The 22,213-nt window shown below is 68.0% G+C and carries 26 protein-coding genes and 1 tRNA gene; 22 read left to right on the plus strand and 5 right to left on the minus strand.

All coding sequences use genetic code 11. The features are described 5' to 3' along the window. The first annotated feature begins 9 nt into the window (after window positions 1-9). The 9 genes from nrdR (at window position 10) to BRESU_RS09370 (ending at window position 7,640) form a co-directional block, all read left to right on the plus strand. Window positions 10-486, plus strand: coding sequence for a transcriptional regulator NrdR (nrdR, locus tag BRESU_RS09330; RefSeq protein ID WP_013269296.1), 477 nt, complete (start codon window positions 10-12; stop codon window positions 484-486). Continuing rightward, window positions 486-1,118 (plus strand): RibD family protein, encoded by a 633-nt coding sequence (locus tag BRESU_RS09335; RefSeq protein WP_013269297.1) that lies wholly within the window; start codon window positions 486-488, stop codon window positions 1,116-1,118. Before nrdR ends, BRESU_RS09335 begins: the two co-directional genes overlap by 1 nt. 4 nt (window positions 1,119-1,122) lie before the next feature. After that, window positions 1,123-1,713: a riboflavin synthase gene (locus BRESU_RS09340; protein WP_013269298.1), complete on the plus strand. Its 591-nt coding sequence runs from the start codon at window positions 1,123-1,125 to the stop codon at window positions 1,711-1,713. Further along, complete coding sequence (gene ribB / locus BRESU_RS09345) at window positions 1,710-2,864, plus strand: 3,4-dihydroxy-2-butanone-4-phosphate synthase (RefSeq protein ID WP_013269299.1); 1,155 nt, start codon at window positions 1,710-1,712, stop codon at window positions 2,862-2,864. Before BRESU_RS09340 ends, ribB begins: the two co-directional genes overlap by 4 nt. Window positions 2,865-2,878: 14 nt before the next feature. Then, window positions 2,879-3,322 (plus strand): 6,7-dimethyl-8-ribityllumazine synthase, encoded by a 444-nt coding sequence (ribH, locus tag BRESU_RS09350; RefSeq protein WP_013269300.1) that lies wholly within the window; start codon window positions 2,879-2,881, stop codon window positions 3,320-3,322. Next, window positions 3,319-3,849 carry a transcription antitermination factor NusB gene (gene nusB, locus BRESU_RS09355; RefSeq protein ID WP_013269301.1) on the plus strand — a complete coding sequence of 177 codons (531 nt, stop codon included), beginning with the start codon at window positions 3,319-3,321 and terminating at the stop codon, window positions 3,847-3,849. The genes ribH and nusB overlap by 4 nt, the downstream gene beginning before the upstream one ends. Before the next feature lie 4 nt (window positions 3,850-3,853). Further along, window positions 3,854-4,843, plus strand: a complete 990-nt coding sequence (thiL, locus tag BRESU_RS09360) for a thiamine-phosphate kinase (protein WP_013269302.1) — start codon at window positions 3,854-3,856, stop codon at window positions 4,841-4,843. A gap of 37 nt (window positions 4,844-4,880) precedes the next feature. Continuing rightward, entirely contained in the window at window positions 4,881-5,306 is a 426-nt protein-coding gene (locus tag BRESU_RS09365; RefSeq protein ID WP_013269303.1) for a hypothetical protein, read from the plus strand. Between the two features lie 186 nt (window positions 5,307-5,492). After that, window positions 5,493-7,640, plus strand: coding sequence for a sodium-translocating pyrophosphatase (locus tag BRESU_RS09370; RefSeq protein ID WP_013269304.1), 2,148 nt, complete (start codon window positions 5,493-5,495; stop codon window positions 7,638-7,640). 197 nt (window positions 7,641-7,837) lie between these two features. Here BRESU_RS09370 and BRESU_RS09375 read toward each other — a convergent pair whose 3' ends face one another. Continuing rightward, on the minus strand, window positions 7,838-8,317 hold the full coding sequence (locus tag BRESU_RS09375) for an outer membrane protein assembly factor BamE (protein WP_013269305.1): 480 nt from the start codon (window positions 8,315-8,317) through the stop codon (window positions 7,838-7,840). 89 nt (window positions 8,318-8,406) lie between these two features. On the opposite strand from BRESU_RS09375, the gene BRESU_RS09380 reads away from it, so the two are divergent. The 8 genes from BRESU_RS09380 (at window position 8,407) to BRESU_RS09415 (ending at window position 15,237) form a co-directional block, all read left to right on the plus strand. Next, window positions 8,407-8,946, plus strand: a complete 540-nt coding sequence (locus tag BRESU_RS09380) for a ubiquinol-cytochrome C chaperone family protein (protein WP_013269306.1) — start codon at window positions 8,407-8,409, stop codon at window positions 8,944-8,946. After that, on the plus strand, window positions 8,943-9,473 hold the full coding sequence (locus BRESU_RS09385) for a YceD family protein (RefSeq protein ID WP_013269307.1): 531 nt from the start codon (window positions 8,943-8,945) through the stop codon (window positions 9,471-9,473). Before BRESU_RS09380 ends, BRESU_RS09385 begins: the two co-directional genes overlap by 4 nt. Before the next feature lie 56 nt (window positions 9,474-9,529). Continuing rightward, the gene (gene plsX / locus BRESU_RS09390; RefSeq protein ID WP_013269308.1) at window positions 9,530-10,651 is read left to right on the plus strand and encodes a phosphate acyltransferase PlsX; all 1,122 of its coding nucleotides are present in this window, start codon (window positions 9,530-9,532) and stop codon (window positions 10,649-10,651) included. After that, on the plus strand, window positions 10,648-11,625 hold the full coding sequence (locus BRESU_RS09395) for a beta-ketoacyl-ACP synthase III (protein WP_013269309.1): 978 nt from the start codon (window positions 10,648-10,650) through the stop codon (window positions 11,623-11,625). Before plsX ends, BRESU_RS09395 begins: the two co-directional genes overlap by 4 nt. Window positions 11,626-11,683: 58 nt before the next feature. After that, window positions 11,684-12,028: an integration host factor subunit alpha gene (locus BRESU_RS09400; RefSeq protein WP_050762487.1), complete on the plus strand. Its 345-nt coding sequence runs from the start codon at window positions 11,684-11,686 to the stop codon at window positions 12,026-12,028. Then, window positions 12,028-12,456: a MerR family transcriptional regulator gene (locus tag BRESU_RS09405; protein ID WP_013269311.1), complete on the plus strand. Its 429-nt coding sequence runs from the start codon at window positions 12,028-12,030 to the stop codon at window positions 12,454-12,456. Before BRESU_RS09400 ends, BRESU_RS09405 begins: the two co-directional genes overlap by 1 nt. A 61-nt stretch (window positions 12,457-12,517) precedes the next feature. Next, window positions 12,518-12,594, plus strand: a tRNA-Pro gene (locus BRESU_RS09410). Window positions 12,595-12,972: 378 nt separating this feature from the next. Next, window positions 12,973-15,237, plus strand: coding sequence for a methyl-accepting chemotaxis protein (locus tag BRESU_RS09415; protein WP_013269312.1), 2,265 nt, complete (start codon window positions 12,973-12,975; stop codon window positions 15,235-15,237). Between the two features lie 73 nt (window positions 15,238-15,310). Here BRESU_RS09415 and BRESU_RS09420 read toward each other — a convergent pair whose 3' ends face one another. Together BRESU_RS09420 and BRESU_RS09425 are read right to left on the minus strand one after the other, a co-directional pair. Further along, window positions 15,311-15,535, minus strand: coding sequence for a DUF2842 domain-containing protein (locus BRESU_RS09420; RefSeq protein WP_013269313.1), 225 nt, complete (start codon window positions 15,533-15,535; stop codon window positions 15,311-15,313). Then, window positions 15,535-15,786, minus strand: a complete 252-nt coding sequence (locus BRESU_RS09425) for a hypothetical protein (RefSeq protein WP_013269314.1) — start codon at window positions 15,784-15,786, stop codon at window positions 15,535-15,537. The genes BRESU_RS09420 and BRESU_RS09425 overlap by 1 nt, the downstream gene beginning before the upstream one ends. A 133-nt stretch (window positions 15,787-15,919) precedes the next feature. Between BRESU_RS09425 and BRESU_RS09430 the strand changes: the two genes are divergently transcribed. From BRESU_RS09430 to msrB, 5 genes are all read left to right on the plus strand, one after another. Next, on the plus strand, window positions 15,920-17,011 hold the full coding sequence (locus tag BRESU_RS09430; RefSeq protein ID WP_013269315.1) for a COX15/CtaA family protein: 1,092 nt from the start codon (window positions 15,920-15,922) through the stop codon (window positions 17,009-17,011). A 176-nt stretch (window positions 17,012-17,187) separates the two neighbouring features. Beyond that, window positions 17,188-17,664 (plus strand): 50S ribosomal protein L13, encoded by a 477-nt coding sequence (gene rplM, locus BRESU_RS09435; RefSeq protein WP_013269316.1) that lies wholly within the window; start codon window positions 17,188-17,190, stop codon window positions 17,662-17,664. Window positions 17,665-17,666: 2 nt separating this feature from the next. Further along, window positions 17,667-18,167: a 30S ribosomal protein S9 gene (rpsI, locus tag BRESU_RS09440; protein ID WP_013269317.1), complete on the plus strand. Its 501-nt coding sequence runs from the start codon at window positions 17,667-17,669 to the stop codon at window positions 18,165-18,167. A gap of 73 nt (window positions 18,168-18,240) precedes the next feature. Next, window positions 18,241-19,179, plus strand: a complete 939-nt coding sequence (argC, locus tag BRESU_RS09445; RefSeq protein ID WP_013269318.1) for an N-acetyl-gamma-glutamyl-phosphate reductase — start codon at window positions 18,241-18,243, stop codon at window positions 19,177-19,179. A 56-nt stretch (window positions 19,180-19,235) separates the two neighbouring features. Next, window positions 19,236-19,742, plus strand: coding sequence for a peptide-methionine (R)-S-oxide reductase MsrB (gene msrB, locus BRESU_RS09450; protein WP_013269319.1), 507 nt, complete (start codon window positions 19,236-19,238; stop codon window positions 19,740-19,742). 75 nt (window positions 19,743-19,817) lie between these two features. Here the strand turns inward: msrB and BRESU_RS09455 are convergent, their stop codons facing one another. Both BRESU_RS09455 and phaC read right to left on the minus strand, forming a co-directional pair. After that, window positions 19,818-20,183, minus strand: coding sequence for a hypothetical protein (locus BRESU_RS09455; protein ID WP_013269320.1), 366 nt, complete (start codon window positions 20,181-20,183; stop codon window positions 19,818-19,820). Continuing rightward, window positions 20,180-22,141, minus strand: a complete 1,962-nt coding sequence (gene phaC / locus BRESU_RS09460) for a class I poly(R)-hydroxyalkanoic acid synthase (RefSeq protein ID WP_013269321.1) — start codon at window positions 22,139-22,141, stop codon at window positions 20,180-20,182. Before phaC ends, BRESU_RS09455 begins: the two co-directional genes overlap by 4 nt. Window positions 22,142-22,213: the final 72 nt, after the last annotated feature.

Consider the following 22,213-nt stretch of genomic DNA (forward strand, 5'->3'; position numbering starts at 1 on the left):
GCGTACCGAATGAAGTGCCCGTTCTGCGGCAACATGGACAGCCAGGTGAAGGACAGCCGCCCGTCGGACGACGGCGCGGCCATCCGTCGTCGCCGGTCCTGTCCCAACTGCAACGGGCGGTTCACGACCTTCGAGCGGGTCCAGCTGCGCGAGCTGGTGATCCTGAAGCGAAACGGGCGTCGGACGCCCTTCGACCGCGACAAGCTGGAGCGGTCGCTGGCCATCGCCTTGCGGAAACGTCCGATCCAGCCTGAACAGGTCGAGCAGATGGTGTCGCGGATCGTGCGCCAGCTGGAAAGCCTGGGAGAGACGGAGATCCCGTCCAGCGTCGTCGGGGACTTCATCATGAAGGCGCTGAAGGGCGTCGATGAGGTGGCCTATGTCCGCTACGCCTCGGTCTACAAGGACTTCCGGGCGACAGGCGACTTCGCGCGGTTCCTCGGCGACGAGGGTCTGGACGACGACCAGGGACCGTCGAGGACCTGATGCGGCCCCGGATCACCTGGAAAGTCGCCACGTCGCTGGACGGGCGCATCGGCACATCGACGGGCGAGAGCCAGTGGATCACCGGCCCGCAGGCCCGCGAGCAGGGTCATCGGCTGCGGGCCACGCATGACGCCGTGCTGGTCGGGGTCGAGACCGTCCTGGCGGACGATCCCCGGCTGACGGTCCGGTTGCCGGACGGCGAGACGGCGGCGGATCCCCTGCGCGTGGTGCTGGACAGCCGGCTGCGGACGCCGCCGTTCGCCCGGCTGGCGAGGGCCGGCACCCTGATCCTGACCACCCGCGAGCCGATCGTGATCGGCGAGGCCGAGATCGTCCGCGTGGCGGGCGACTCCCAAGGGCGTCCGACCGTCGAGGCCGTGCTGGAGACCCTGTCGGCCCGGGGCGTACGCTCGCTGATGATCGAGGGCGGCGGTCGGGTCGCAGCCTGTTTCGTCACGGCGGGCGTGGTGGATGCCATCGAATGGTTCAGGGCCCCGATTCTACTGGGCGGCGACGGCCGTCCGGGCGTGGCGAGCCTGGCCCTGGCCCGGCTGGCGCATGCGCCGCGCTACCGGCGCCTTGCGGTGGAGCCCATGGGTGACGACCTGTGGGAACGCTACGAGAAGGCTTGAAGCAGTGTTCACAGGCATCATCACCGATATCGGCCGGGTCCGCTCGGTCGCCGAGACGGCGCGTGACCGTCGCTACGAGGTCGAGACGGCCTGGGACGTGTCGGGCATCGACCTGGGCGCGTCCATCAGCCATGCGGGCTGCTGTCTGACCGTCGTCGAGAAAGGCGAGGGCTGGTTCGCGGTCGAGGTCTCGGGCGAGACGCTGGACAAGACGACGCTGGGCCGCTGGGGCACCGGCACGCCGGTCAATCTGGAACGCGCTACCAAGGTCGGCGACGAGCTGGGCGGGCATATCGTCTCGGGCCACGTCGACGGGCTGGGCACGGTCGTCGAGATCACGCCGGAGGGCGGGTCGCACCGGCTGACCCTCGAGGCGCCCGCGCCGCTGCATCGATATATCGCCGCGAAGGGGTCTATCACGGTGGACGGGGTGTCCCTGACCGTGAACAGCGTGGACGGACAGCGGTTCGGGCTCAACATCATCCCGCACACCTGGGAGGCGACGACGCTCGGCCGGCTGTCGGTCGGCGATCCGGTCAATCTGGAGATCGACATGCTGGCGCGATACCTCGCGCGGTGGCAGGAGACGGCATGATGCGCAGTTCCTCTCAAGCCCTTGGGGCCGCCAGCAACCCTGACAGCCCGATCAGTCCGATCGAGGACATCCTGGAGGATGCCCGGAACGGCCGGCCCTATATCCTGGTCGACGCCGAGGACCGTGAGAACGAGGGCGACGTCATCATCCCGGCCCAGTTCGCCACGCCGGACCAGATCAATTTCATGGCCCGCCACGCCCGCGGCCTGATCTGCCTTGCCATCACCGCCGACCGGGCGCGCCAGCTGCGGTTGCCGCCGATGGCCGCCGAGAACCGCGAGAGCATGGCGACCGCCTTCACCGTCTCGATCGAGGCGGCCGAGGGGGTCACGACCGGCATCAGCGCGGCGGATCGCGCGCGCACGGTCCAGGTGGCCTCGGACCCGACCAAGACGGCCGACGACATCGTCTCGCCGGGCCACGTCTTTCCGCTGGTGGCACGCGACGGCGGGGTGCTGGTCCGCACCGGCCACACCGAGGCGGCCGTCGACATCAGCCGAATGGCGGGCCTGACCCCCGCCGGCGTGATCTGCGAGATCATGAACGACGACGGGACCATGGCGCGCCTGCCGGACCTGATCGGCTTTGCCCAGTTGCACGGCCTGAAGATCGGCACCATCGCCGACCTGATCGCCTATCGCCGCCGCACCGAACGCTTCGTCGAGCGGGTCATGGACCAGCCGTTCGAGAGCGTCCACGGCGGACCGTTCCGCCTGATGCTGTACCGGAACACGATCGAGGGGGCCGAGCACGTCGCCCTGGTCCACGGCCGGATCGATCCCGACACGCCGACCCTGGTGCGGATGCACCAGGTGGATTTCGCTGCCGACCTGCTCGGGCACGTCGAGGAACGGCAGAGCTATATCCCCGATGCGCTGAAGACGATCACCCGTCACGACGGCCCCGGCGTGGTCGTGTTCCTGCGCGACCCGGCCCTGCAGGGGCTGGCAGAGCGGCTGGCGGGCGTCGACAAGCCCGCGGCCATGGATCGATCGTTGCGGAACTACGGCGTCGGGGCGCAGATCCTGCTGGACCTCGGCGTCCGGGACATGATCGTCATGTCCTCGACTCGCCCCGAGCCCGCCGCCATCGAGGGCTATGGCCTGCGCATCGTCGGCTGGCGCGACATGGACGGAGAAGACCAATCCTGAGCGAACCCATTCGCGTGCTGATCGTCGAGGCACGCTTCTACGATGATCTGGCCGATGCCCTGCTGGACGGCGCGAAGGATGCGCTGACGGCCCGGGGCGTGGTCTTCGACGTGGTCACCGTGCCCGGCGCGCTGGAAGTGCCGCCGGTGATCGCCCTGGCCCAGGAGGCCGGGAAATATCCGACGGCCCCGCGCTATGACGGCTATGTCGCGCTGGGCTGCGTCATCCGGGGCGAGACCTACCATTTCGAGATCGTGTCGGATCAATCGGCGGCGGGGATCATGAACCTCGGCATCCACGGTCTGATCATCGGCAACGGCATCCTGACGGTCGAGGACGAGGCGCAGGCCTGGGCCCGGGCCCGGCGGTCGGAAGGCGACAAGGGCGGCGGGGCCGCGCGGGCCTGTCTGGATCTGATTGCCTTGAAGAAGCGATTGCGCCTAGGGCTCGGGGCATGACCGAACCCAACTCCATCCAGGCCGTGCTGGCGCAGCTGGCCGAAACCGAGCGCGCCCAGGCCGAGCCGCAGCTGACCAGCCGCCAGCGGCGCGCGCGGACCGTCGCCCGTCTGGCGGCCGTCCAGGCCCTGTATCAGATGGAACTGGCCGGGGAGGGCGTCGAGACCGTCATCACCGAGTTCTCCAATCACCGCTTCGACGCCGACATCGAGGGTGAACCCCTGGCGGAGGCGGACGAGGCCTATTTCGCCGACGTCGTGCGCGGCGTGATCCAGAGCCAGCGCGAGATCGATGCCTCGGTGAAGGCCCGGCTGGCGTCGAACTGGCGGCTGGAGCGGCTGGACGCCACCCTCCGGGCGCTGCTGCGCTGCGGGGCGTGGGAACTGGCCCACAGGACCGACGTGCCGAAGGAAATCGTGATCGACGAATACGTCGAACTGGCCAAGGCCTTCTTCGACGAGGCGGAAGCCAAGTTCGTCAACGCCGCCCTGGACGGGGTCGCCCGCGACGTGCGGCCAAAGGACTGATCCCATGGCCGCGCTGGACGCTGCGGGGGAGTTCGAGACGATCCGCACGCTGCTGGCCCCGCTTGCGCACCCCGACTATGCGCGAGACCTGCTGGACGATGTGGCCGTGCTGCCGTCGCGCGCCGGGTTCGACCTGGTCCTGACCAAGGACGCCATCGTCGAGGGCGTGCATTTCCTGCCGGACGATCCGCTGGACCAGGTGGCGCAGAAGCTGTTGCGGGTGAACCTGTCGGATCTGGCCGCCAAGGGGGCTGAGCCGTTCGGTTATCTGCTGGCCTGCCACTGGTCGCCCCGCTGCGGCTGGCCCGAACGGGAGGCCTTCGCCGCCGGGTTGAAGGCGGACCAGGACGCCTTCGGCGTTGCCCTGCTGGGCGGCGACACTGTCGCGACCCCGGGGCCGGCGTCGTTCTCGGTGACGATGCTGGGCTGGGTGCCGAAGGGGCAGGCGGTGGCGAGGTCGGGTGCTAAGGCCGGCCATGCGGTCTATGTCACCGGAACGATCGGCGATGGCTGGCTGGGCCTGCAGGCGGCCCGCGGGCGGCTGTCGCTGGAGCCCGAGCGCGTCGCGGCCCTGGCCGAGCACTACCGGCGGCCCGTGCCGCGCGTCGATTTCGGGACGGCGATCCGCGGGTTGCCGACCGCCGCCGTGGACGTCTCGGACGGACTGGTCGCGGATCTGGCCCATGTCGCCGGCGCGAGCGGGGTCGGGATCGCGCTGGACCTGGAGGCGACGCCCCTGTCGGCCGCGGCGCACGCCTGGCTGGACGCCCGCACCGATCCGCAGGCGGCGCTGGAGACGCTGGTCACGGGCGGAGACGACTATGAGATCGCCCTGTCGGTCCATCCGCTGGACGAGGCCCGGCTGAAGAAGGAGGCCGATCGTCTGCACCTGCGCCTGACGCGTATCGGCGAGGTCGTGGCCGGCAAGGGCGTTTCGGTCCGGTATCTGGGCCAGCCCGTGACCCTGGGCCGGACAGGCTGGACGCACGACTGAAACGGAATGCTAATCGGTCCTGGCGTAGACAGGAACCATGCTGCGCAGAAACCTATTCGCTCTCGGAACACTGGCCGTCGCCGCGACGGTCGCCGGCCCGGCGTCCGCGTCCGAGGACGCGCCGACGGGCAATCCGTCGCTGAACATCGCCGGCGTCGGCTTGCCGATCATCGTCGGCGGGCGAATCCGGAACTACGTCTTCGTGACGATCCGGCTGACGCTGGGCGGCGGACAGACCCCCGAGCTGATGCGCGCCAAGGAGCCCTATTACCGGGACGCCCTGGTGAAGGCGGCGCACGTGACCCCCTTCGTGGTCCAGAACGACTGGACCGTGGTCGACGCGGCGGCGATCAGCGCCATGCTGATGCGCGCCGCGCCCGGAATCTCCGGCGCGGGCTCGATCGTGGGGGCCGAGGTGGCGCTGCAGACGCCGCGCCGCCGCACGGGCATGCGGCAGGGCTGAAGCGCCCGTCATCGCTGAAATGGCCGGTTGCGTCGTCCGGTCGCAGTTGTAAGCTTCCCGGGCAAATCCCGAAGGGCGCGCTGATGCGTCCGGACTGCGCACGGGGGGACCGGAAGGCGGACAGAGGCGATAACGCCCGCCGCGCCAAGGGTCCGCGCGCCTAATGCTCTAGGTATGGAAACGCCGATGACAAACTATCTGTGGCTAGTGATAGCCGCCGGTGCGCTGGGGGTCCTTTACGGGCTGGTCCAGACCGCCAGTCTGATGAAGGCCGAAACCGGCAACGACAAGATGCGAGAAATCGCCGCCGCCATTCAGGAAGGCGCCTCCGCCTATCTGAACCGGCAATACACGACCATCGCCATGGTGGGGGTGGTCATCCTGATCGCCGCCTGGCTGCTGATCGGCGTCTATGCCGCCGTCGGCTTCGTGATCGGGGCCGTGCTGTCCGGCCTGGCCGGGTTCGCGGGCATGCTGATTTCCGTCCGCGCGAACGTGCGGACCGCCCATGCGGCGTCGCAGAGCCTGTCCAAGGGCCTCGACCTGGCCTTCCGGTCGGGCGCCATCACCGGCATGTTCGTGGCGGGCGGAGCCCTGCTGGGCGTCGCGGGCTACTACGCCGTGCTGACCCAGGTGCTGGGGCTTGAGGCCACGGGGCGCGAGGTCATCGACGGACTGGTCGCCCTGGGCTTCGGGGCCTCGCTGATCTCCATCTTCGCCCGTCTGGGCGGCGGCATCTTCACCAAGGGCGCCGACGTGGGCGGCGACATGGTGGGCAAGGTCGAGGCCGGCATTCCCGAGGACGATCCCCGCAACGCCGCGACCATCGCCGATAACGTCGGCGACAATGTCGGCGACTGCGCCGGCATGGCCGCCGACCTGTTCGAGACCTATGCGGTGACCACGGTCGCCACCATGGTGCTGGCGGCCATCTTCTTCCGCGGCCAGCCCTATGTCGACGTGATGATGCTTCTGCCGCTGGCGATCTGCGGCATCTGCATCGTGACCTCGATCATCGGCTCGTTCTTCGTGCGGCTGGGCAAGAGCCAGAACATCATGGGGGCCCTGTACCAGGGTCTGATCGTGACCGGGGTCCTGTCCATCGGGGCGGTCTACTGGGTCATCGACACCCTGGTGACCGGACCGGTCGTGACCAACGGGGGCCTGCAGATCGAGCCCATGAGCCTGTTCCTGTCGGGTCTGGTGGGCCTGGCCGTGACCGCCGCCATCGTGGTGATCACCGAATACTACACCGGCTCCAACTTCCGCCCCGTCCGGTCGGTGGCCAACGCCTCGGTCTCCGGGCACGGCACCAATGTGATCCAGGGTCTGGCCGTCTCGCTGGAGGCGACCGCGCTTCCGGCCCTGACGATCATCGTCGGCATCATCGTCAGCTTCCAGCTGGCGGGCCTGTTCGGCATCGCCATCGCCACCACGACCATGCTGGGCGTGGCCGGGATGATCGTGGCGCTGGACGCCTTCGGTCCCGTGACCGACAACGCGGGCGGTATCGCCGAGATGGCGGGCCTGCCGGCGGACGTGCGTCACGTCACCGACGCCCTGGACGCGGTAGGCAACACCACCAAGGCCGTGACCAAGGGCTATGCGATCGGATCGGCGGGCCTCGGCGCGCTGGTGCTGTTCGCGGCCTATACGTCGGACCTGCAGTATTTCGCTGCCAACCCGGCGGACTATCCGTTCTTCGCCAACATGGGCGCGGTCACCTTCGACCTGACCAATCCCTATGTCGTCGTCGGGCTGCTGTTCGGGGGGCTGCTGCCCTTCCTGTTCGGCGGGATGTCGATGATGGCCGTGGGCCGCGCGGCCGAGGCCGTTGTCGAGGAGGTCCGTCGCCAGTTCCGCGAGAACCCCGGCATCATGACCTATGAGGTCAAGCCGGAGTACGGCCGGGCCGTCGACATCCTGACCAAGGCGGCGATCCGCGAGATGATCGTGCCGTCGCTTCTGCCGGTGCTGTCGCCGATCGTGCTGTTCGTGGCGATCCTGTTCATCTCGGACAAGGCCAATGCCTTCGCCTCGCTGGGGGCCATGCTGATGGGTGTGATCGTGACCGGCCTGTTCGTGGCCGTCTCGATGACCTCGGGCGGCGGGGCCTGGGACAACGCCAAGAAGGTGATCGAGGAGGGCTTCACCGACAAGAACGGCGTGGTCCACGGCAAGGGCTCCGAGGCGCACAAGGCCGCGGTGACGGGCGATACGGTCGGCGATCCCTACAAGGACACGTCCGGCCCGGCCGTGAACCCGATGATCAAGATCACCAACATCGTGGCGCTGCTGCTGCTGGCGGTGCTGGCGAGCGGGAACATCGGCTAGGCGAACAACTCTCCTACCCATCGCAGATGGGTAGGGGGGCCGCGAAGCGGTGGAGGGGGCCCTTCTGCGTGCACGAAGAACCCCTCCGTCAGCTCTCAAGGGCTTGCTGCCACCTCCCCATCGCTTCGCGACGGGGAGGAAACAAAGAAAAGGCCCCGGAGAGCGATCTCCGGGGCCTTTTTCTGTCTGATGAACGTCTAGTCCGGGCGGCGCTGGCCGGGGACATTGTCCTCGGTGCGCGGGAGCTGGCCACGGCCGACGTTGCCCAGCAGCTGTTCCAGCACCGTCAGCTGGCGACCGCGGGTCGGCGTCTCGCGCCGTTCCATGGCGATCTGCTGGCCGTCCTCGAGGCCCAGATTGCGGACCTCGGCGACCTTGTCGTCGGTCTCGTTGAAGGTGATGGCGGTCACCGTCCGCTGCGACACCTGGGGCACGTTGTAGGTGTACCGCTCGGTCGTCTGGGAGATGTAGTACCAGATGTTGTCTTCGAAGGTGGAGACCGCCGAGGGCGAACCCAGCTGGGCGACGACCGTTTCCTTGGTGTCCTCGCCGACCTTGATGTCGGCCGGTTTGACGTCGACGACCTGAAATCCCTGCAGGCCCACCACAGGCGCACAGGCTCCGGCGAGGGCGGCGACGGCCGAAACGACAGCCAGACGAGCGACGATTTTATGCATGGAGCGGGCGCCTGCGACGAAACAAGGTCTTTGACCTAACCGGACCCGCGTCCTAGTTCAACGGCGCGGCAGAAAAGGGGCCGCTGACCATGCTGAAGAACCTGTTCCGATCGCGCGAGCGCAGCCGTCCCGGCCTGGCCCTGTACGAGGCCGCCGTGGCCCAGGCGCGGCAACCCGGCTTCTATCGCGACCTGGGCGTCACCGACCAGATCGACGCGCGATTCGAGCTGTATACGCTGCACGTCCTGCTGCTGGTCATGCGGTTGCGCGAGGAGCCCGCGCCGAACACCCAGGCCGGGGCCGAGGCCGGTCAGGACCTGTTCGACGTCTATGTGTCGGCGCTGGACAACTCCCTGCGCGAACTGGGCGTTCACGACGTCACCATGGCCAAGAAGATGCGCAAGCTGGGCGAGGCCCTCTACGGACGGATGACCGCCTATGAGCCGGCGATCCGCGAGGCTGACGCCGCCGCCCTGTCGACCGGACTGGCCCGCAATGTCTACGAGAGCCAGGACGCCGCGGTGGCTGAGGGCCTGGCGGCCTATGCGCTGGCGGCCAGGGCCAAACTGGCGGAACAGCCGATGGAGACCGTGCTGACACGCCCCCAATGGCCGGAGGTCGCGGCATGAACCCGGAACGCATCCTGCCTTTCAGCGAGGTCGTGCGGATCAACGAGATCGGCGCGGGCCTGAACCGGCATCTGGTGCCGGACGACGCGGCCCGCGCGCGGATCGTCAAGGCGCTGGATCTGGCGACGCTGTCGAGTCTGGAGGCGGACGTCAGCCTCCTGCCGTCGCGCGCCGGATGGACGCTGTCGGGGCGGGTGACCGCGGCCGCCGAGCAGGTCTGCGGCATCACGCTGGAACCCCTGCCGGTCCAGATCGACGAGCGGTTCTCCATCGATCTGGTCGAGGCGAGCGCGCGCGAGCCGGACGAGGTCGAGGTCGAGGTTTCCCTGGACGACGATGCGCCCGACGTCATCGAGGACGGCCGAATCGATCTGGGGCAATATGCGGTCGAGCAGTTTTCCCTGGCGCTCGACCCCTTTCCCCGGAAGCCGGGCGCCGAGTTCGTCCAGCCCGAGGAGCCCGCGGAAATATCGCCGTTTGCGGTGCTGAAGGCCTTCAAGCTGCCTGACGATACGGGAAAAAGCTGACCCTGCGTCGTGCCCGTTGCATCCCGCCGGGGTGACGGTATCCTGAAGCCCACAAGATGAGCGCCGCCCTGACGCGCGCGCCCGGAGCGAACGAGCCCTTGCCAGCCCCCACGCTGATCTCTCTGGACGCCATGGGTGGCGACCATGGCCCACCCGTCGTCGTCGGCGGTATCCGGGACTACATCCGTCGCCACGGGGGCGAGGGCGTACGGTTCCTGCTCCACGGCGACGAGGCCGCGATCCGGGCCGAGATGACCCGGCTGAACGTGAGCGCGGACGTCTGCGACGTGCGTCACACGGACAAGAAGATCGCCTCCGACGAAAAACCCGCACAGGCCATGCGGCGGGGAAAGGGCTCCAGCCTGTGGAACGCCATCGAGGCGGTGAAGGCGGGCGAGGCCGGCGCGGTCGTGTCGGCCGGGAACACCGGCGCGCTGATGGCCATCTCCAAGCTGATTCTGCGCATGGCGGCCCCGGGCCTGGAACGGCCGGCGATCGTCGCCAGCTGGCCGACCCTTCGTGGTGTCACGGCGGTGCTGGACGTCGGCGCCAACATCGAGAGCGATGCCGAGCAACTGATCGAGTTCGCCATCATGGGCGAGGCGTTTCACCGGGCGGTGCACGGGGTTGATCGGCCGACGGTCGGGATCCTCAACGTCGGCTCGGAGGACATCAAGGGCCACGAGGAGGTCCGCGAGGCGTCCAGAATCCTGCGTGAAGGCGGTCTGGGCCTGAACTATCACGGGTTCGTCGAGGGCGACGACATCGCCAAGGGCACGGTGGACGTGGTCGTGACGGACGGTTTCACCGGCAATATCGCGCTGAAGACGGCGGAGGGCGTGGCCCGGTTCATCTCGACCCTCCTGAAGGAGGCCCTGACCTCCACCCTGCAGGCCAAGCTGGGCGCGGTGATCGCGATGCCGGCGCTGAAAGCCATGGCCCAGAAGATCGACCCGAGCGCCATCAACGGCGGTCCGCTGCTGGGTCTGAACGGCATCGTGGTTAAGAGCCACGGGGGTGCCGACGCCAAGGGGTTTGGCAATGCCATCCGCATCGCCGTCGATCTGGCCCGCAGCGACTATATGCAGACCGTGGGGGCCAACCTGGGTCGTCTCGGCACCGTGCTGGAAAGCCTTCCCCCCGTTTCCGCCTCCCCGCGAGAAGAGACTGTATCGTGAGCGTCATCCGTAGCGCCGTGACCGGCGTCGGCTCCTACCTGCCGGAACAGGTCGTCACCAATGAGGAGCTGTCGAAGACCGTCGACACCTCCGACGAGTGGATCATCGAGCGGACCGGCATCCGCCAGCGCCACAAGGCGCGCGATGACGAACCGACCAGCGATCTGGCCACCGAGGCCGCCCGGCGGGCCCTGGCCGACGCCGGGCGCACCGCGGCCGATGTCGACATGATCATCGTGGCCACCACCACGCCCGACATGACCTTTCCCGCGACGGCGTCGATCGTGCAGCGCAAGCTGGGGGCGCCCGTCTGCATCGCCTTCGACGTCCAGGCGGTCTGTTCGGGCTTCGTCTATGCCCTGAGCGTGGCCGACGGCTTCGTGGCGCGCGGCCTGTCGAAATGCGCCCTCGTCATCGGGGCCGAGGAGATGACCCGGCTGATGGACTGGACCGACCGGACGACGTGCGTCCTGTTCGGGGACGGGGCCGGGGCCGTCGTGGTCGAACCCCGTGAAGGGCAGGGGACATCCGCCGACCAGGGCATTCTCGGTTTCGCGCTGCGTTCCGACGGGACCAAGACGGATCTGCTGTATGTCGACGGCGGCCCGGCGACCACGGGAACCGTGGGCCATCTGCGCATGGCGGGGAACCAGGTCTTCCGCCACGCGGTCGTCAATATCGCCGAGGCCATCACCGGGGCCTGCGCGGCCGCGGGCATCACCGTGCCCGAGGTCGACTGGTTCGTCCCGCATCAGGCCAACCAGAGGATCATCAAGGGCGTCGGCGATCGCCTGGGCCTGGATGAGCACAAGGTCATCTCGACCGTGGCCATGCATGCCAACACCTCGGCGGCCTCCATCCCCCTGGCGCTCGACACGGCGATCCGGGACGGACGGATCCGGCGCGGCGATCTGGTCCTGCTGGAGGCCATGGGCGGCGGCCTGACCTGGGGAGCCTGCGCGTTTCGACTGTAACGAGTGCGGTGCGCTTTGACTTCGCGTGGTTTTCCCCTTTTATGATGCAACGGGAGCGATGCCGGTTCCGGTGTCGAAGCGAGGGGATCGTGACTTGGCCGAACTGCAGACCCTGACCCGCGCAGACCTGTGCGAGGCCGTTCTGGAAGAAGTCGGCCTGTCGCGACAGGAATGCTCCAGCCTGGTGGAGCGCACGCTGGAACTGATCGTCGAAAGTCTGGAGCAGGGCCAGACGGTCAAGCTGTCGGGGTTCGGCGTCTTTCAGGTCCGCGAGAAGAGCGCGCGCATGGGGCGTAACCCCAAGACCGGCGAGCCGGCGGCGATCAATCCGCGTCGCGTCATCAGCTTCCGCGCCTCGCAGATCATGAAGTCCCGGGTTCACGGCGCGACCAACGGCGCCTGATGGCCAAGAGTCCCAACGCGTTCCGGACGATCTCGGAGGCCGCCGAGGCGGTGGGCGCGCCCCAGCATGTGCTGCGGTTCTGGGAAACGAAATTCACCTTCATCACGCCGGTGAAGCGCGCCGGCGGACGCCGGTTCTATCGCCCCCAGGATGTCGTGGTGCTCAAGGCGGTCCGTCGACTGCTCCACGACGAGGGCCTGACCATCAAGGGTGTCCAGCGCCTGCACAAGGATCAGGGGCTGGCGCGCCTGGCGGCCTACGGCGATCCGGAAGCGGCGTTCAGCATGGACGCGGCGCCGGGATCGGCGAGCCCGTCTGCCGTTGGCGAATCGAACCCGGCCTCCGACGGCGCCGATGCGCGGTTGCGCAGCGTCCTGGCCGATCTGGAGCAGGCGCGGGCGCGTCTGGACGCCGTTCTGGCGCGCTGAGGTCGATTGCGACTTTTAGGGTTTGCGGGGATGCGAACCCCCCGCTATAGGACCGGCCTCTCGGAGCGTGGCGCAGCCTGGTAGCGCACTTGACTGGGGGTCAAGGGGTCGCAGGTTCGAATCCTGTCGCTCCGACCATTAAAATCAATGGTCTGTCGTAATGGCGACGCGGTGGTGATCCACTGCGTCGCCATTATGCCTTCACAGCCTCGACGGGCGTCAGAATGACGGCGATGTGCCTGTCCGCCACCGATCGCGCGGTGGTCCAACGGTCGTTTGCAGCACAGCCTTGATCGGACCCATCCACGGCGCACTGACCTGTGATCTGCGCCGCAACGGTCCACGGATGAACAGCATCGCCGATCCCGTCCCGGTTCCGCCGGGACCCAATAGCGAAAAATACAAAGTACGGCGTGACCTCGTGGATCGAACCCTCAGTGACACTACCTATTTAAACGATCTTTAAGCCCCACCTTGGAGTATTCGCTAGCTTCTAGACATACCCGTGGGGACCTCTTGCTGAGACGATCCTTTACCCTTGGAGCCCTCGCCTTCGCGGCTCTCTTCGTCCTTGCCGCCGCCGCCAACTTTCAGATCGTGGATACCATCCGCGTCGGCGGGGGTGCCTATCAGTCGATCGTCCGCGACAAGGACCTGGTCGCCGACATCCTGCCTCCGCCGGCCTACGTCATCGAAGCCAATCTGGAAGCCTCCCAGGCCTTCATCGGTCCGGATGATGTCGATCGCCACAGTCAGCGCCTGACCGAGCTTCGCCGGCAGTATGCGGACCGCATGGCCTTCTGGGCGGCGTCCGACCTGCCGGCGGACATCAAGGCGACCCTGGCCGAGAAGGTGGACCGTCCGGCGCAGGCCTTCTGGGTGGCGGTGGAACAGGGATTGATCCCCGCCCTCAAGCGCGGGGATCCCGCCGCGTCGGCGGCGGCGTACGACGAGGTCCAGGCCGCCTATCGCGACCACAGGCAGGGCGTCGACACCGCGGTACGGCAGGCCACCGACCTGCAGAAGCTCAACGAAGCCGAGGCCGTCTCGGTCGGCGCAACGGGCGACGCGGCCATGGCGGTGGGAGCGTTGATCCTGTTGGGCGTGCTGGGTCTGGCGGTCGTGCTGCTGATCCGGACGGTGTTCGCGCCGCTCGGCGACCTCACGCAAACCCTGACGGCGATGTCCCAGGGCCGCACGGACGTCGCGCTGGGCGCGACCAGCCGGAAGGACGAACTGGGCGCGATCAGCCGGGCGGTCATCGCCCTGCAGGATCTGATCGTCGCCCGGATGCGCGAGGCCTCGATCGGTGCGGCCGATGCCGCGGCCCTGATGGTGGCGGCCAAGCGCAACCAGGCCGTGATCGAGTTCGATCTGGACGGCACGATCCTGGACGCCAACGAGAATTTCCTGAAGGTCGTCGGCTATTCGCTTTCCGACATCGTCGGCCGTCAGCACCGCATGTTCGTGGATCCAGCCTATGCAGCGTCCGAGGACTATGCCGAACTCTGGCGCAGGCTGCGGGACGGCCAGTTCGTCTCCGACCGGTTCGTGCGGGTCGGCCGGAACGGCGAGCGGATCATCCTGGACGCCGCGTACAATCCGATCCTCGGCCCGGACGGTGCGCCCTACAAGGTGGTCAAGTTCGCCAGCGACATCACGGCGGCCGAAACCCAGCGCATCGAAATGGAGGCGCGTCGGGCGGCCCTCGCCGCCGAGCAGGCCGGCATCGTCGCGGAGACCGGTCGCGGGCTGACGGCCCTGGCCGCCGGCGACCTGTCCTATCGGATCGAGCCGGAGTTTCCGGGCGAGTACGCGCAACTGAAGGCGGACTTCAATGCGGCGATGGGCAAGCTGGCCGATGCCATGGGCATGATCACCGCCAACGCCTCGGCCATGCAGGTCGGCTCGAGCGAGATCAGCCAGGCCGCCGACGACCTGTCGCGCCGGACCGAGCAGCAGGCCGCGACCCTGGAGCAGACCGCGGCGGCGCTGGACCAGATCACGGCCACCGTGCGCCGCACGGCGGAGGGTGCCCAGCGTGCCAATGTGGTGGTCGCCGACGCGCGTCAGGACGCCGAGACCAGCGGCCAGATCGTGTCCCGCGCCGTGACCGCCATGGGCCAGATCCAGAACTCGGCCGAGCAGATCAGCCAGATCATCGGTGTCATCGACGAGATCGCCTTCCAGACCAACCTTCTGGCGCTGAACGCCGGGGTCGAGGCGGCCCGGGCCGGCGATGCGGGTCGCGGCTTCGCGGTCGTCGCGTCCGAGGTCCGGGCCCTGGCCCAGCGCTCGGCCGAGGCGGCCAGGGAGATCAAGGCCTTGATCTCGGCCTCGACCGATCAGGTGCGCGACGGCGTCGGGTTGGTCGGCCAGACCGGTGAGGCCCTGACCGCCATCGTCGGCCGGGTCATGGAGATCAACGGACTGATGGCGGAGATTAACGCCTCGGCGCAGGAACAGGCCACCGCGCTCAGCCAGGTCAACACGGCCGTCAACCAGATGGACCAGACGACCCAGCAGAACGCGGCCATGGTCGAGCAGTCCACCGCCGCGAGCCACAACCTGTCCCAGGAGGCGAGCGAACTGGCCCAGCTGGTCGGACGCTTCCGGATCGGCGCGGCCGCCGGAACCACGGCGCGGGTCGTGCCCGGTCCGGGCCACGCCGCCCACGACCGCAGCGGCGGCCCCGTGCGACGGCAGGCCGCGCCCCGGCGATCAGGCGGTGCCGCGCTCGCCCTTGCCGCCCCGAGGGAAATCGAATGGGAAACCTTTTGATGGCCCGGTCGCCGATCGGCGGTCCGTCCGGACGCCCGGCCGCGAATCGCCGCCTTGCCGATGCCCGGCGCCTCTAGTCCTGCTTGGGACGTCCAAAGCCGAACGGGCGGCCTTCGGACCAACTCAGCAGCGGCAGCAGGGGGATCCCCCAGGCGGTGCCGGCAATGCCGTAGAAGAGAAGCTGCACCAGCGGGTGCTCCGGCAGCCGGGCGCCCAGGCTGACGACGGCCCAGACGTAGAAGGTCAGGAAGGCGACGATCCCTAAGGACGCCACGGCTCTGCGCGTGCGAAGGCCCATCAGCGGGTGTTCCGGAACAGGTAGAAGGCCACAAGGGCCAGAATCGCCCCGCCGGCGGCCCAGGCCGTCCACAGGAAGTCGTCCATGGTGGCCGCGCCGAAGACGCGCACGGCCAGGAACCAGCCGCAGGCCGCTCCGGTCGCGCTGACCAGGGACGCCGCGAACAGCCCCCGCCGCCCGGTCAGCATGTCGGCGATCCAGGCGACGGCGAAGACGCCCACCAAGGCCGCGACGATATCGGCATATTCCAAGGCCATCTCCTGAAGCGCGCCTGCAAGCCCGCCTGCGTCATCAAACCCGACTCGATCTTGCCACCGGGCGGGAGCATACCGCGCCGGTCGCCCGATGAGGCGTCACTGTATCCGTCCAATCGACAGGCGTCGAATGAACCGTTTCGGAAATTCCAGCCAATCCCGCCCGGTGGCGATCTGGCTATTCGCGTGCGCGGCAATGGTGTTCGCCATGGTGGTGATCGGGGGCATCACACGTCTGACCGGCTCGGGGCTGTCGATCACGGAATGGAAGCCGATCATGGGGGCCCTGCCGCCCCTGAACGCCGCGGACTGGTCCGAGGCCTTCGAGAAGTACAAGGCCATTCCCCAGTACGCCCAGGTCAATGCGGGCATGAGCATGGCGGACTTCCAGTCCATCTTCTGGTGGGAGTGGGCCCACCGGCTGTTCGGGCGGCTGGTCGGGGCCGTGTTCGCCCTGCCGTTCTTCTTCTTCCTCGCCTGCCGGCTGTTCCCCGAGCGGTCGCTGCTGGGGCGGCTGGCCATGCCGACGCGGCTGATCTGGCGCTGTGCCCTGCTCTTGGCCATGGGCGGGATGCAGGGCGTCATCGGCTGGTGGATGGTGTCCTCGGGCCTGTCGGAGCGCGTCGATGTGGCCCCCGAGCGCCTGACCACCCACCTGGGTCTGGCCCTGCTGATCTTCGCGGGGCTGATCTGGACGGCCCTGGAGGCCTGGAGCGGGGAGGACCACAACCGTGCGCCGCAGGGCTGGAGCCGCGGCGCGGCGATCCTGTGGGGCGCCGTCTTCATCCAGTGCCTGCTGGGCGGGCTGGTGGCGGGGGCCAAGGCGGGCTTCATCTACACCGACTGGCCGCTGATGAACGGGGCGCTGCTGGCACCGGTCGACTGGGGCAAGGGCGGCTGGGCCTTCCTGCACGACCAGGCGCTGGTGCAGTTCAATCACCGGATCTGGGCCTATGGCCTGCTGATCGGCGGAACGGTCTATGCGGTCCAGGCCTGGCGGTGGAAACTGGCCGAGGGGCTGGGCACGTCGGCCTTCGTCGTCGGCGGGGCGCTGTGGATGCAGGCCCTGCTGGGGATCGTGACCCTGATCAGCGTCGTGCCCCTGTGGCTGGGCGGGCTGCACCAGGCCGGGGCGGCGATCGTCCTGGCCCTCGTGACCGCCAATCTGTGGATGGTGCGGCGGTCGCAACCCCGGCTTTTCATGTCGGGACCGCGTCGATAGGGCGTGTTTGATGCGGTATTTTCATACCGCTATCGAAAAGTCGTTGCAGAACAATCGCTTGATGCCGGTTCGGCGTTCATGCGGCCATTGACGCCTGTGGACCCATCCTCTACTAGCGCGCCTTCGCTCGCTTCGGACCGTCCGGAGCGAACCCTCCTGTTTCCGGAACCCACCTCATGCTGAAGAGCACCACGGCTGCGTTGAAGCCGTCAGAGGTCGACAAGAAGTGGATCGTCATCGACGCCGAAGGCGTCGTGGTCGGCCGTCTCGCGACCTTCATCGCCATGCGCCTGCGCGGCAAGCACCTGCCGACCTACACCCCCCACGTTGACTCGGGCGACCACGTCATCGTCGTCAACGCCGACAAGGTGGTGTTCACGGGCAAGAAGCTGACCGACAAGATCTACTACCGCCACACCGGCCACCCGGGCGGCATCAAGCAGACCACGCCCCAGAAGGTCCTGAACGGCCGCTTCCCCGAGCGCGTCCTGGAAAAGGCCGTCGAGCGCATGCTGCCCAAGGAAAGCCCGCTGGCGCGCCAGCAGATGACGCACCTGCGCATCTTCGCCGGCCCGACCCACACGCACGACGCCCAGCAGCCTGAAGTCATCGACTTCAAGGCCCGCTCGCCCAAGAACGCCCGGAGCCTCTGATCATGACCGACGTCACGCAAGAAGCGGCTACCGGTTTCGACGCCCTGAAGGGCCTCGCCACCTCGGACAACGGCTACGACAACTCGGCCCCCGTCTACGAAAAGAAGGTGGACGCCCAGGGTCGCGCCTATTCGACCGGCAAGCGCAAGAACGCCATCGCCCGCGTCTGGGTCATGCCCGGCACCGGCAAGTTCACGATCAACGGCAAGGATCAGATGCAGTATTTCGCTCGCGAAATCCTGCGCATGATGATCGCCCAGCCGCTGGTCGTCTGCGGTCGTGAAACCGAGTTCGACGTGGTCTGCACGGTCGAGGGCTCGGGCCTGTCCGGCCAGGCCGGCGCGATCCGCCACGGCCTGTCGCACGCCCTGACCCACTACGAGCCGGCGCTTCGTCCGGTCCTGAAGCCGCACGGCTTCCTGACCCGCGACAGCCGCGTCGTCGAGCGCAAGAAGTACGGCCGCGCCAAGGCCCGCAAGTCCTTCCAGTTCTCGAAGCGCTAAGCCGTTTCACCGCGGTTTGGATGAGGGCGCTTCGGGACACCGAAGCGCCCTTTTTCTTGGTCGGAATACACTCATGACCCACACCATCTTCATCGACGGCGAGGCCGGGACCACGGGGCTGGAGATCCGGCAGCGGCTGGAGGGACGCGCCGATCTGACATTCATCTCCCTGACCGGCGACCGGCGAAAGGACCCCGCCGCGCGCGCCGAGGCGCTGAATGCGGCCGATGCCGTGATCCTGTGCCTGCCGGACGATGCGGCCAGGGATGCCGTCGCCATGATCGAGAACCCGGACGTGCGGGTCATCGACGCCTCCACGGCCTTCCGCGTCGCGACCGGCTGGACCTATGGCTTTCCCGAGATGGACGCGGTCCAGCGGGGCGAGATCATCGGCTCGCGACGCGTATCGAACCCCGGATGCTATCCAACGGGCTTCATCGGCTTGATACGGCCGCTGGTGAAGGCCGCACTGGTGCCCGCTGACTGGCCGGTGACGGTCAACGCCGTGTCGGGCTATTCGGGCGGCGGGAAATCAATGATTGCCGAGTTTGAACAGGGCGAGGGCGCGCCGGCCTTCCGCGCCTATGGCCTGACGCTGCGGCACAAGCACGTGCCCGAGATGACGCGGCACAGCGGCCTGCACCACGATGTGCTGTTCGCGCCGGCGGTCGGCACCTATCGCCAGGGCATGCTGGTCGAGGTGCCGCTTCAGCTGGCGGCCCTGCCCGAGACGCCCTCGATCGACCGGCTGCACGGAGCCCTGGTCGAGGCCTATGACGGAGCCCGCTTCGTCGAAGTGGCCGGTCTGGACGAGACCGAGGCCATGACGGGCCTGGATCCCGAAGGCCTGAACGGCACCAACAGGATGCGTCTGCATGTGTTCGGGGACCGGGACGGCTCGCAGGCGCGGCTGGTGGCCCTGCTGGACAACCTCGGCAAGGGCGCGTCGGGGGCGGCGGTGCAGAACCTGAACCTGATGCTCGGTCTGGACGAGGCGACGGGCCTGGTCTGAGCGGGGCGGATATGACGCCTTGAAACCTCGCGCGTCATGCCGACGTATGTAGGGCCATGACCCAGACCTTCACGACCTCCCGCCGGGCCCTGCTGCTCGGTGCCGCCGCCACCGGGCTTGCGGCCTGTTCCTCTCCGGGCGAGGCGGATGCGTCCGAGGCGCAGTACGCCAACTCGCCGTTCCGCCGGATCACCGATGCCCAGTGGCGCGCGCGGCTGCCGGCCTCCAGCTACAATGTCCTGCGCCATGAGGCGACCGAACGGCCGGGCACCAGCCCGCTGAACAACGAGCACCGCGCGGGGACCTTCGTCTGCAAGGGCTGCGCGCTGCCGCTGTTCCGGTCGCAGACCAAGTACGACTCCGGCACCGGCTGGCCCAGCTTCTACGACTACATCCCCGGCTCGCTGGGCATGAAGACTGACCTGGCCATCGGTTTCCCGCGCACCGAATACCACTGCGCCCGTTGCCTGGGGCACCAGGGCCACGTCTTCGACGACGGCCCGCGGCCGACGGGCAAGCGCTACTGCAACAACGGCGTGGCGCTGACCTTTCAGCCGGCCTGAGGCCCGGGATAAGCGAGAGCTTGATTCACGCCTTCGGTGGACCCACGAAGTGGGTCCACCTCAAACGATCGAGCGCTAGGGTGTGACCCGCATCGCCGAACGGACGGTCAGCCCGAACAGGACGGTGCAGACGATCACCAGCAGGGCGAAGTCGCGCCCCGGCAGGATGACCGGCACCGCCGCCGCCAGCAGCATGAAGGCCGGGATGAAGGCCGCCCAGGGCAGGGAGCGCACATCGCGCGACACCATGGGCGCGGGCGGGGCGACGGCCCGGCTTTCGATCAGGGTGTTGAGCGCGACGTAGCAGGCCGAAAACCCGATCGCGATGACCGAATAGCGGAACAGATAGTCGGGGCGGCCGAAGGTCCCGGCGGTCAGGACCAGAAGGGTCAGGGCGGTGCCGGTGGCGACGGCCAGCAGCAGATTGGGTTCGACCTTCAAGACTTGACCTTTACATAGCTGCCGGGGGCCGGCTCGATGGGCTTCAGAGGCCCCGTCTTCGGATTGCGGGCCGCGACCCAGTCGCCGGACTTGTCGTGGAGCCAGGTGGCCCAGTGCTCCCACCAGCTGCCGGGATGCTCGAGCGCCCCGGCCTGCCATTCGGCGAGAGAGCCGGGCAGGGCGGCGTTGGTCCAGTGCTGGTACTTCTTCGCGGAGGGCGGATTGATCACCCCCGCGATATGGCCCGAACCGGCAAGGGTCAGGGTCACGTCGGCGTTGGAAAACGCCCGGGCCGAGCGATAGACCGAGTTCATCGGCGCAATGTGATCCTCGCGGCTGGCCTGGAAATACAGGGGGATCGTCACCTTCGACAGATCGACCTTGAGGCCGCCGATCGTGAACTCGCCCTTCGACAGCAGGTTCTGGCCATACATGGAGCGCAGATAGTCCATGTGCAGCCGCTTGGGCATCCGGGTCTGGTCGGCGTTCCAGAACAGCAGGTCGAACGCCGCGGGCGACTTGCCCATCAGATAGTTGGACACGAAGAACGACCAGATCAGGTCGTTGGCGCGCAGGGCGTTGAACGTCTCGGCCATGGCCGCACCGGGCAGGACGCCGCCCGCCGCATCCATCTGGTCCTCGACCTGGGACAGCCAGTGCTCATCGGTGAACAGCAGCAGGTCGCCCGCCTCGGCGAAATCATGCTGGGCGGCGAAGAAGGTCGTCGAGCCGACGCGGGTATCGCCTTTGGCCGCCATATGGGCGAGGGCGGCCCCCATCAGCGTCCCGCCGATGCAATAGCCGACGGTGTTCAGCGTCTTCGAGCCGGATTGCTCCAGCGCCTTCTCGACCGCGCGATAGATGCCCTTTTCCAGATAGTCGTCGAAGCCGAAGCCGGCCTTGTCGACGTCGGGGTTCACCCATGAGCAGACGAACACGGTGAAGCCCTGGGCCGACAGCCAGCGGATCATGGAGTTCTCCGGCTGGAGATCCATGATGTAGAATTTGTTGATCCAGGGCGGGAAGATCAGCAGCGGAATGGCGCGCTGTCTGTCCGTCGCGGCATCGAACTGGATCAGCTCGAACAGTTCGTCGCGCCAGACGACCTGGCCCGGCGCGGTGGCGACATTCTCGCCGACGACGAACTTGCCGTAGTCGGCCTGGCTGATCTTGAGCTTGCCCATGCCGCGTTCGAGATCGGCGGCGAAGTTCTGCATGCCCTTGACCAGCGATTCGCCATTCGTCTCGGCCATGGCCTTCAGCGCCGCCGGATTGGAGGCGAGGAAATTCGACGGCGAGAAGGCGTCGGTCAGCAGCTTGGTGAAGAACTCGGCGCGGCGTTTGACGATCGGATCGACATCCTCGACCGAGGAGACGAGGCCGTTCATCCAGTCCGAGGTCACGAGGTAGGACTGGCGCATCATGTCGAACATCGGGTTCTCGGACCAGGCAGGGTCCTTGAACCGCTTGTCCTTCGACGGTTCTGGCGAGGCCTCGCCGGCCGCGCGGCGCGTGGTGGAGGCCCACAGGTCCATGTAGCGGTTGAACAGGTCGGCCTGGGCCGCGAACAGCTTGTCCGGTCGCGCCGCCAGACTGGTCATGACCGAATTCATCGCCGGCCCCACGTTGAAGGGATCGGGCGAGAGGGCCGCCGGGCGGTCGGCCTGGGACAGGGCTGCCTCGGCGATGGCGGACTGGGCCGTCATGGCCGCGCGGGCCAGGTTCAGCGACAGGGCCTCGAGCATCTGGCGCTGGTCGGCCGCGATGTCGGGCAGGGCGAGGGGAGAGGGCGATTCGGGCGGCGGGGCCGGGACGGGATCGACGGCCGGCGTGTCGACGGGGGTCGGGACCGCTTTCGCCTTGGGCGCGCGAGGTTTGGCCGAGGTCGGACGGCCGGCCTTGCGCGGGGCCTTGGCGGCGGCGAGGGTCGGCGGTGGGGAGGTCGGGGTCCGGGCCATGAAGGATCCTTGCGCTTCCAGTTCGACGGCGTGCGCGTGCTCCGCCCTTCCGCCTGTCACGATCATGCATTA

This window comes from Brevundimonas subvibrioides ATCC 15264 (assembly GCF_000144605.1).
Taxonomy (GTDB): domain Bacteria; phylum Pseudomonadota; class Alphaproteobacteria; order Caulobacterales; family Caulobacteraceae; genus Brevundimonas; species Brevundimonas subvibrioides.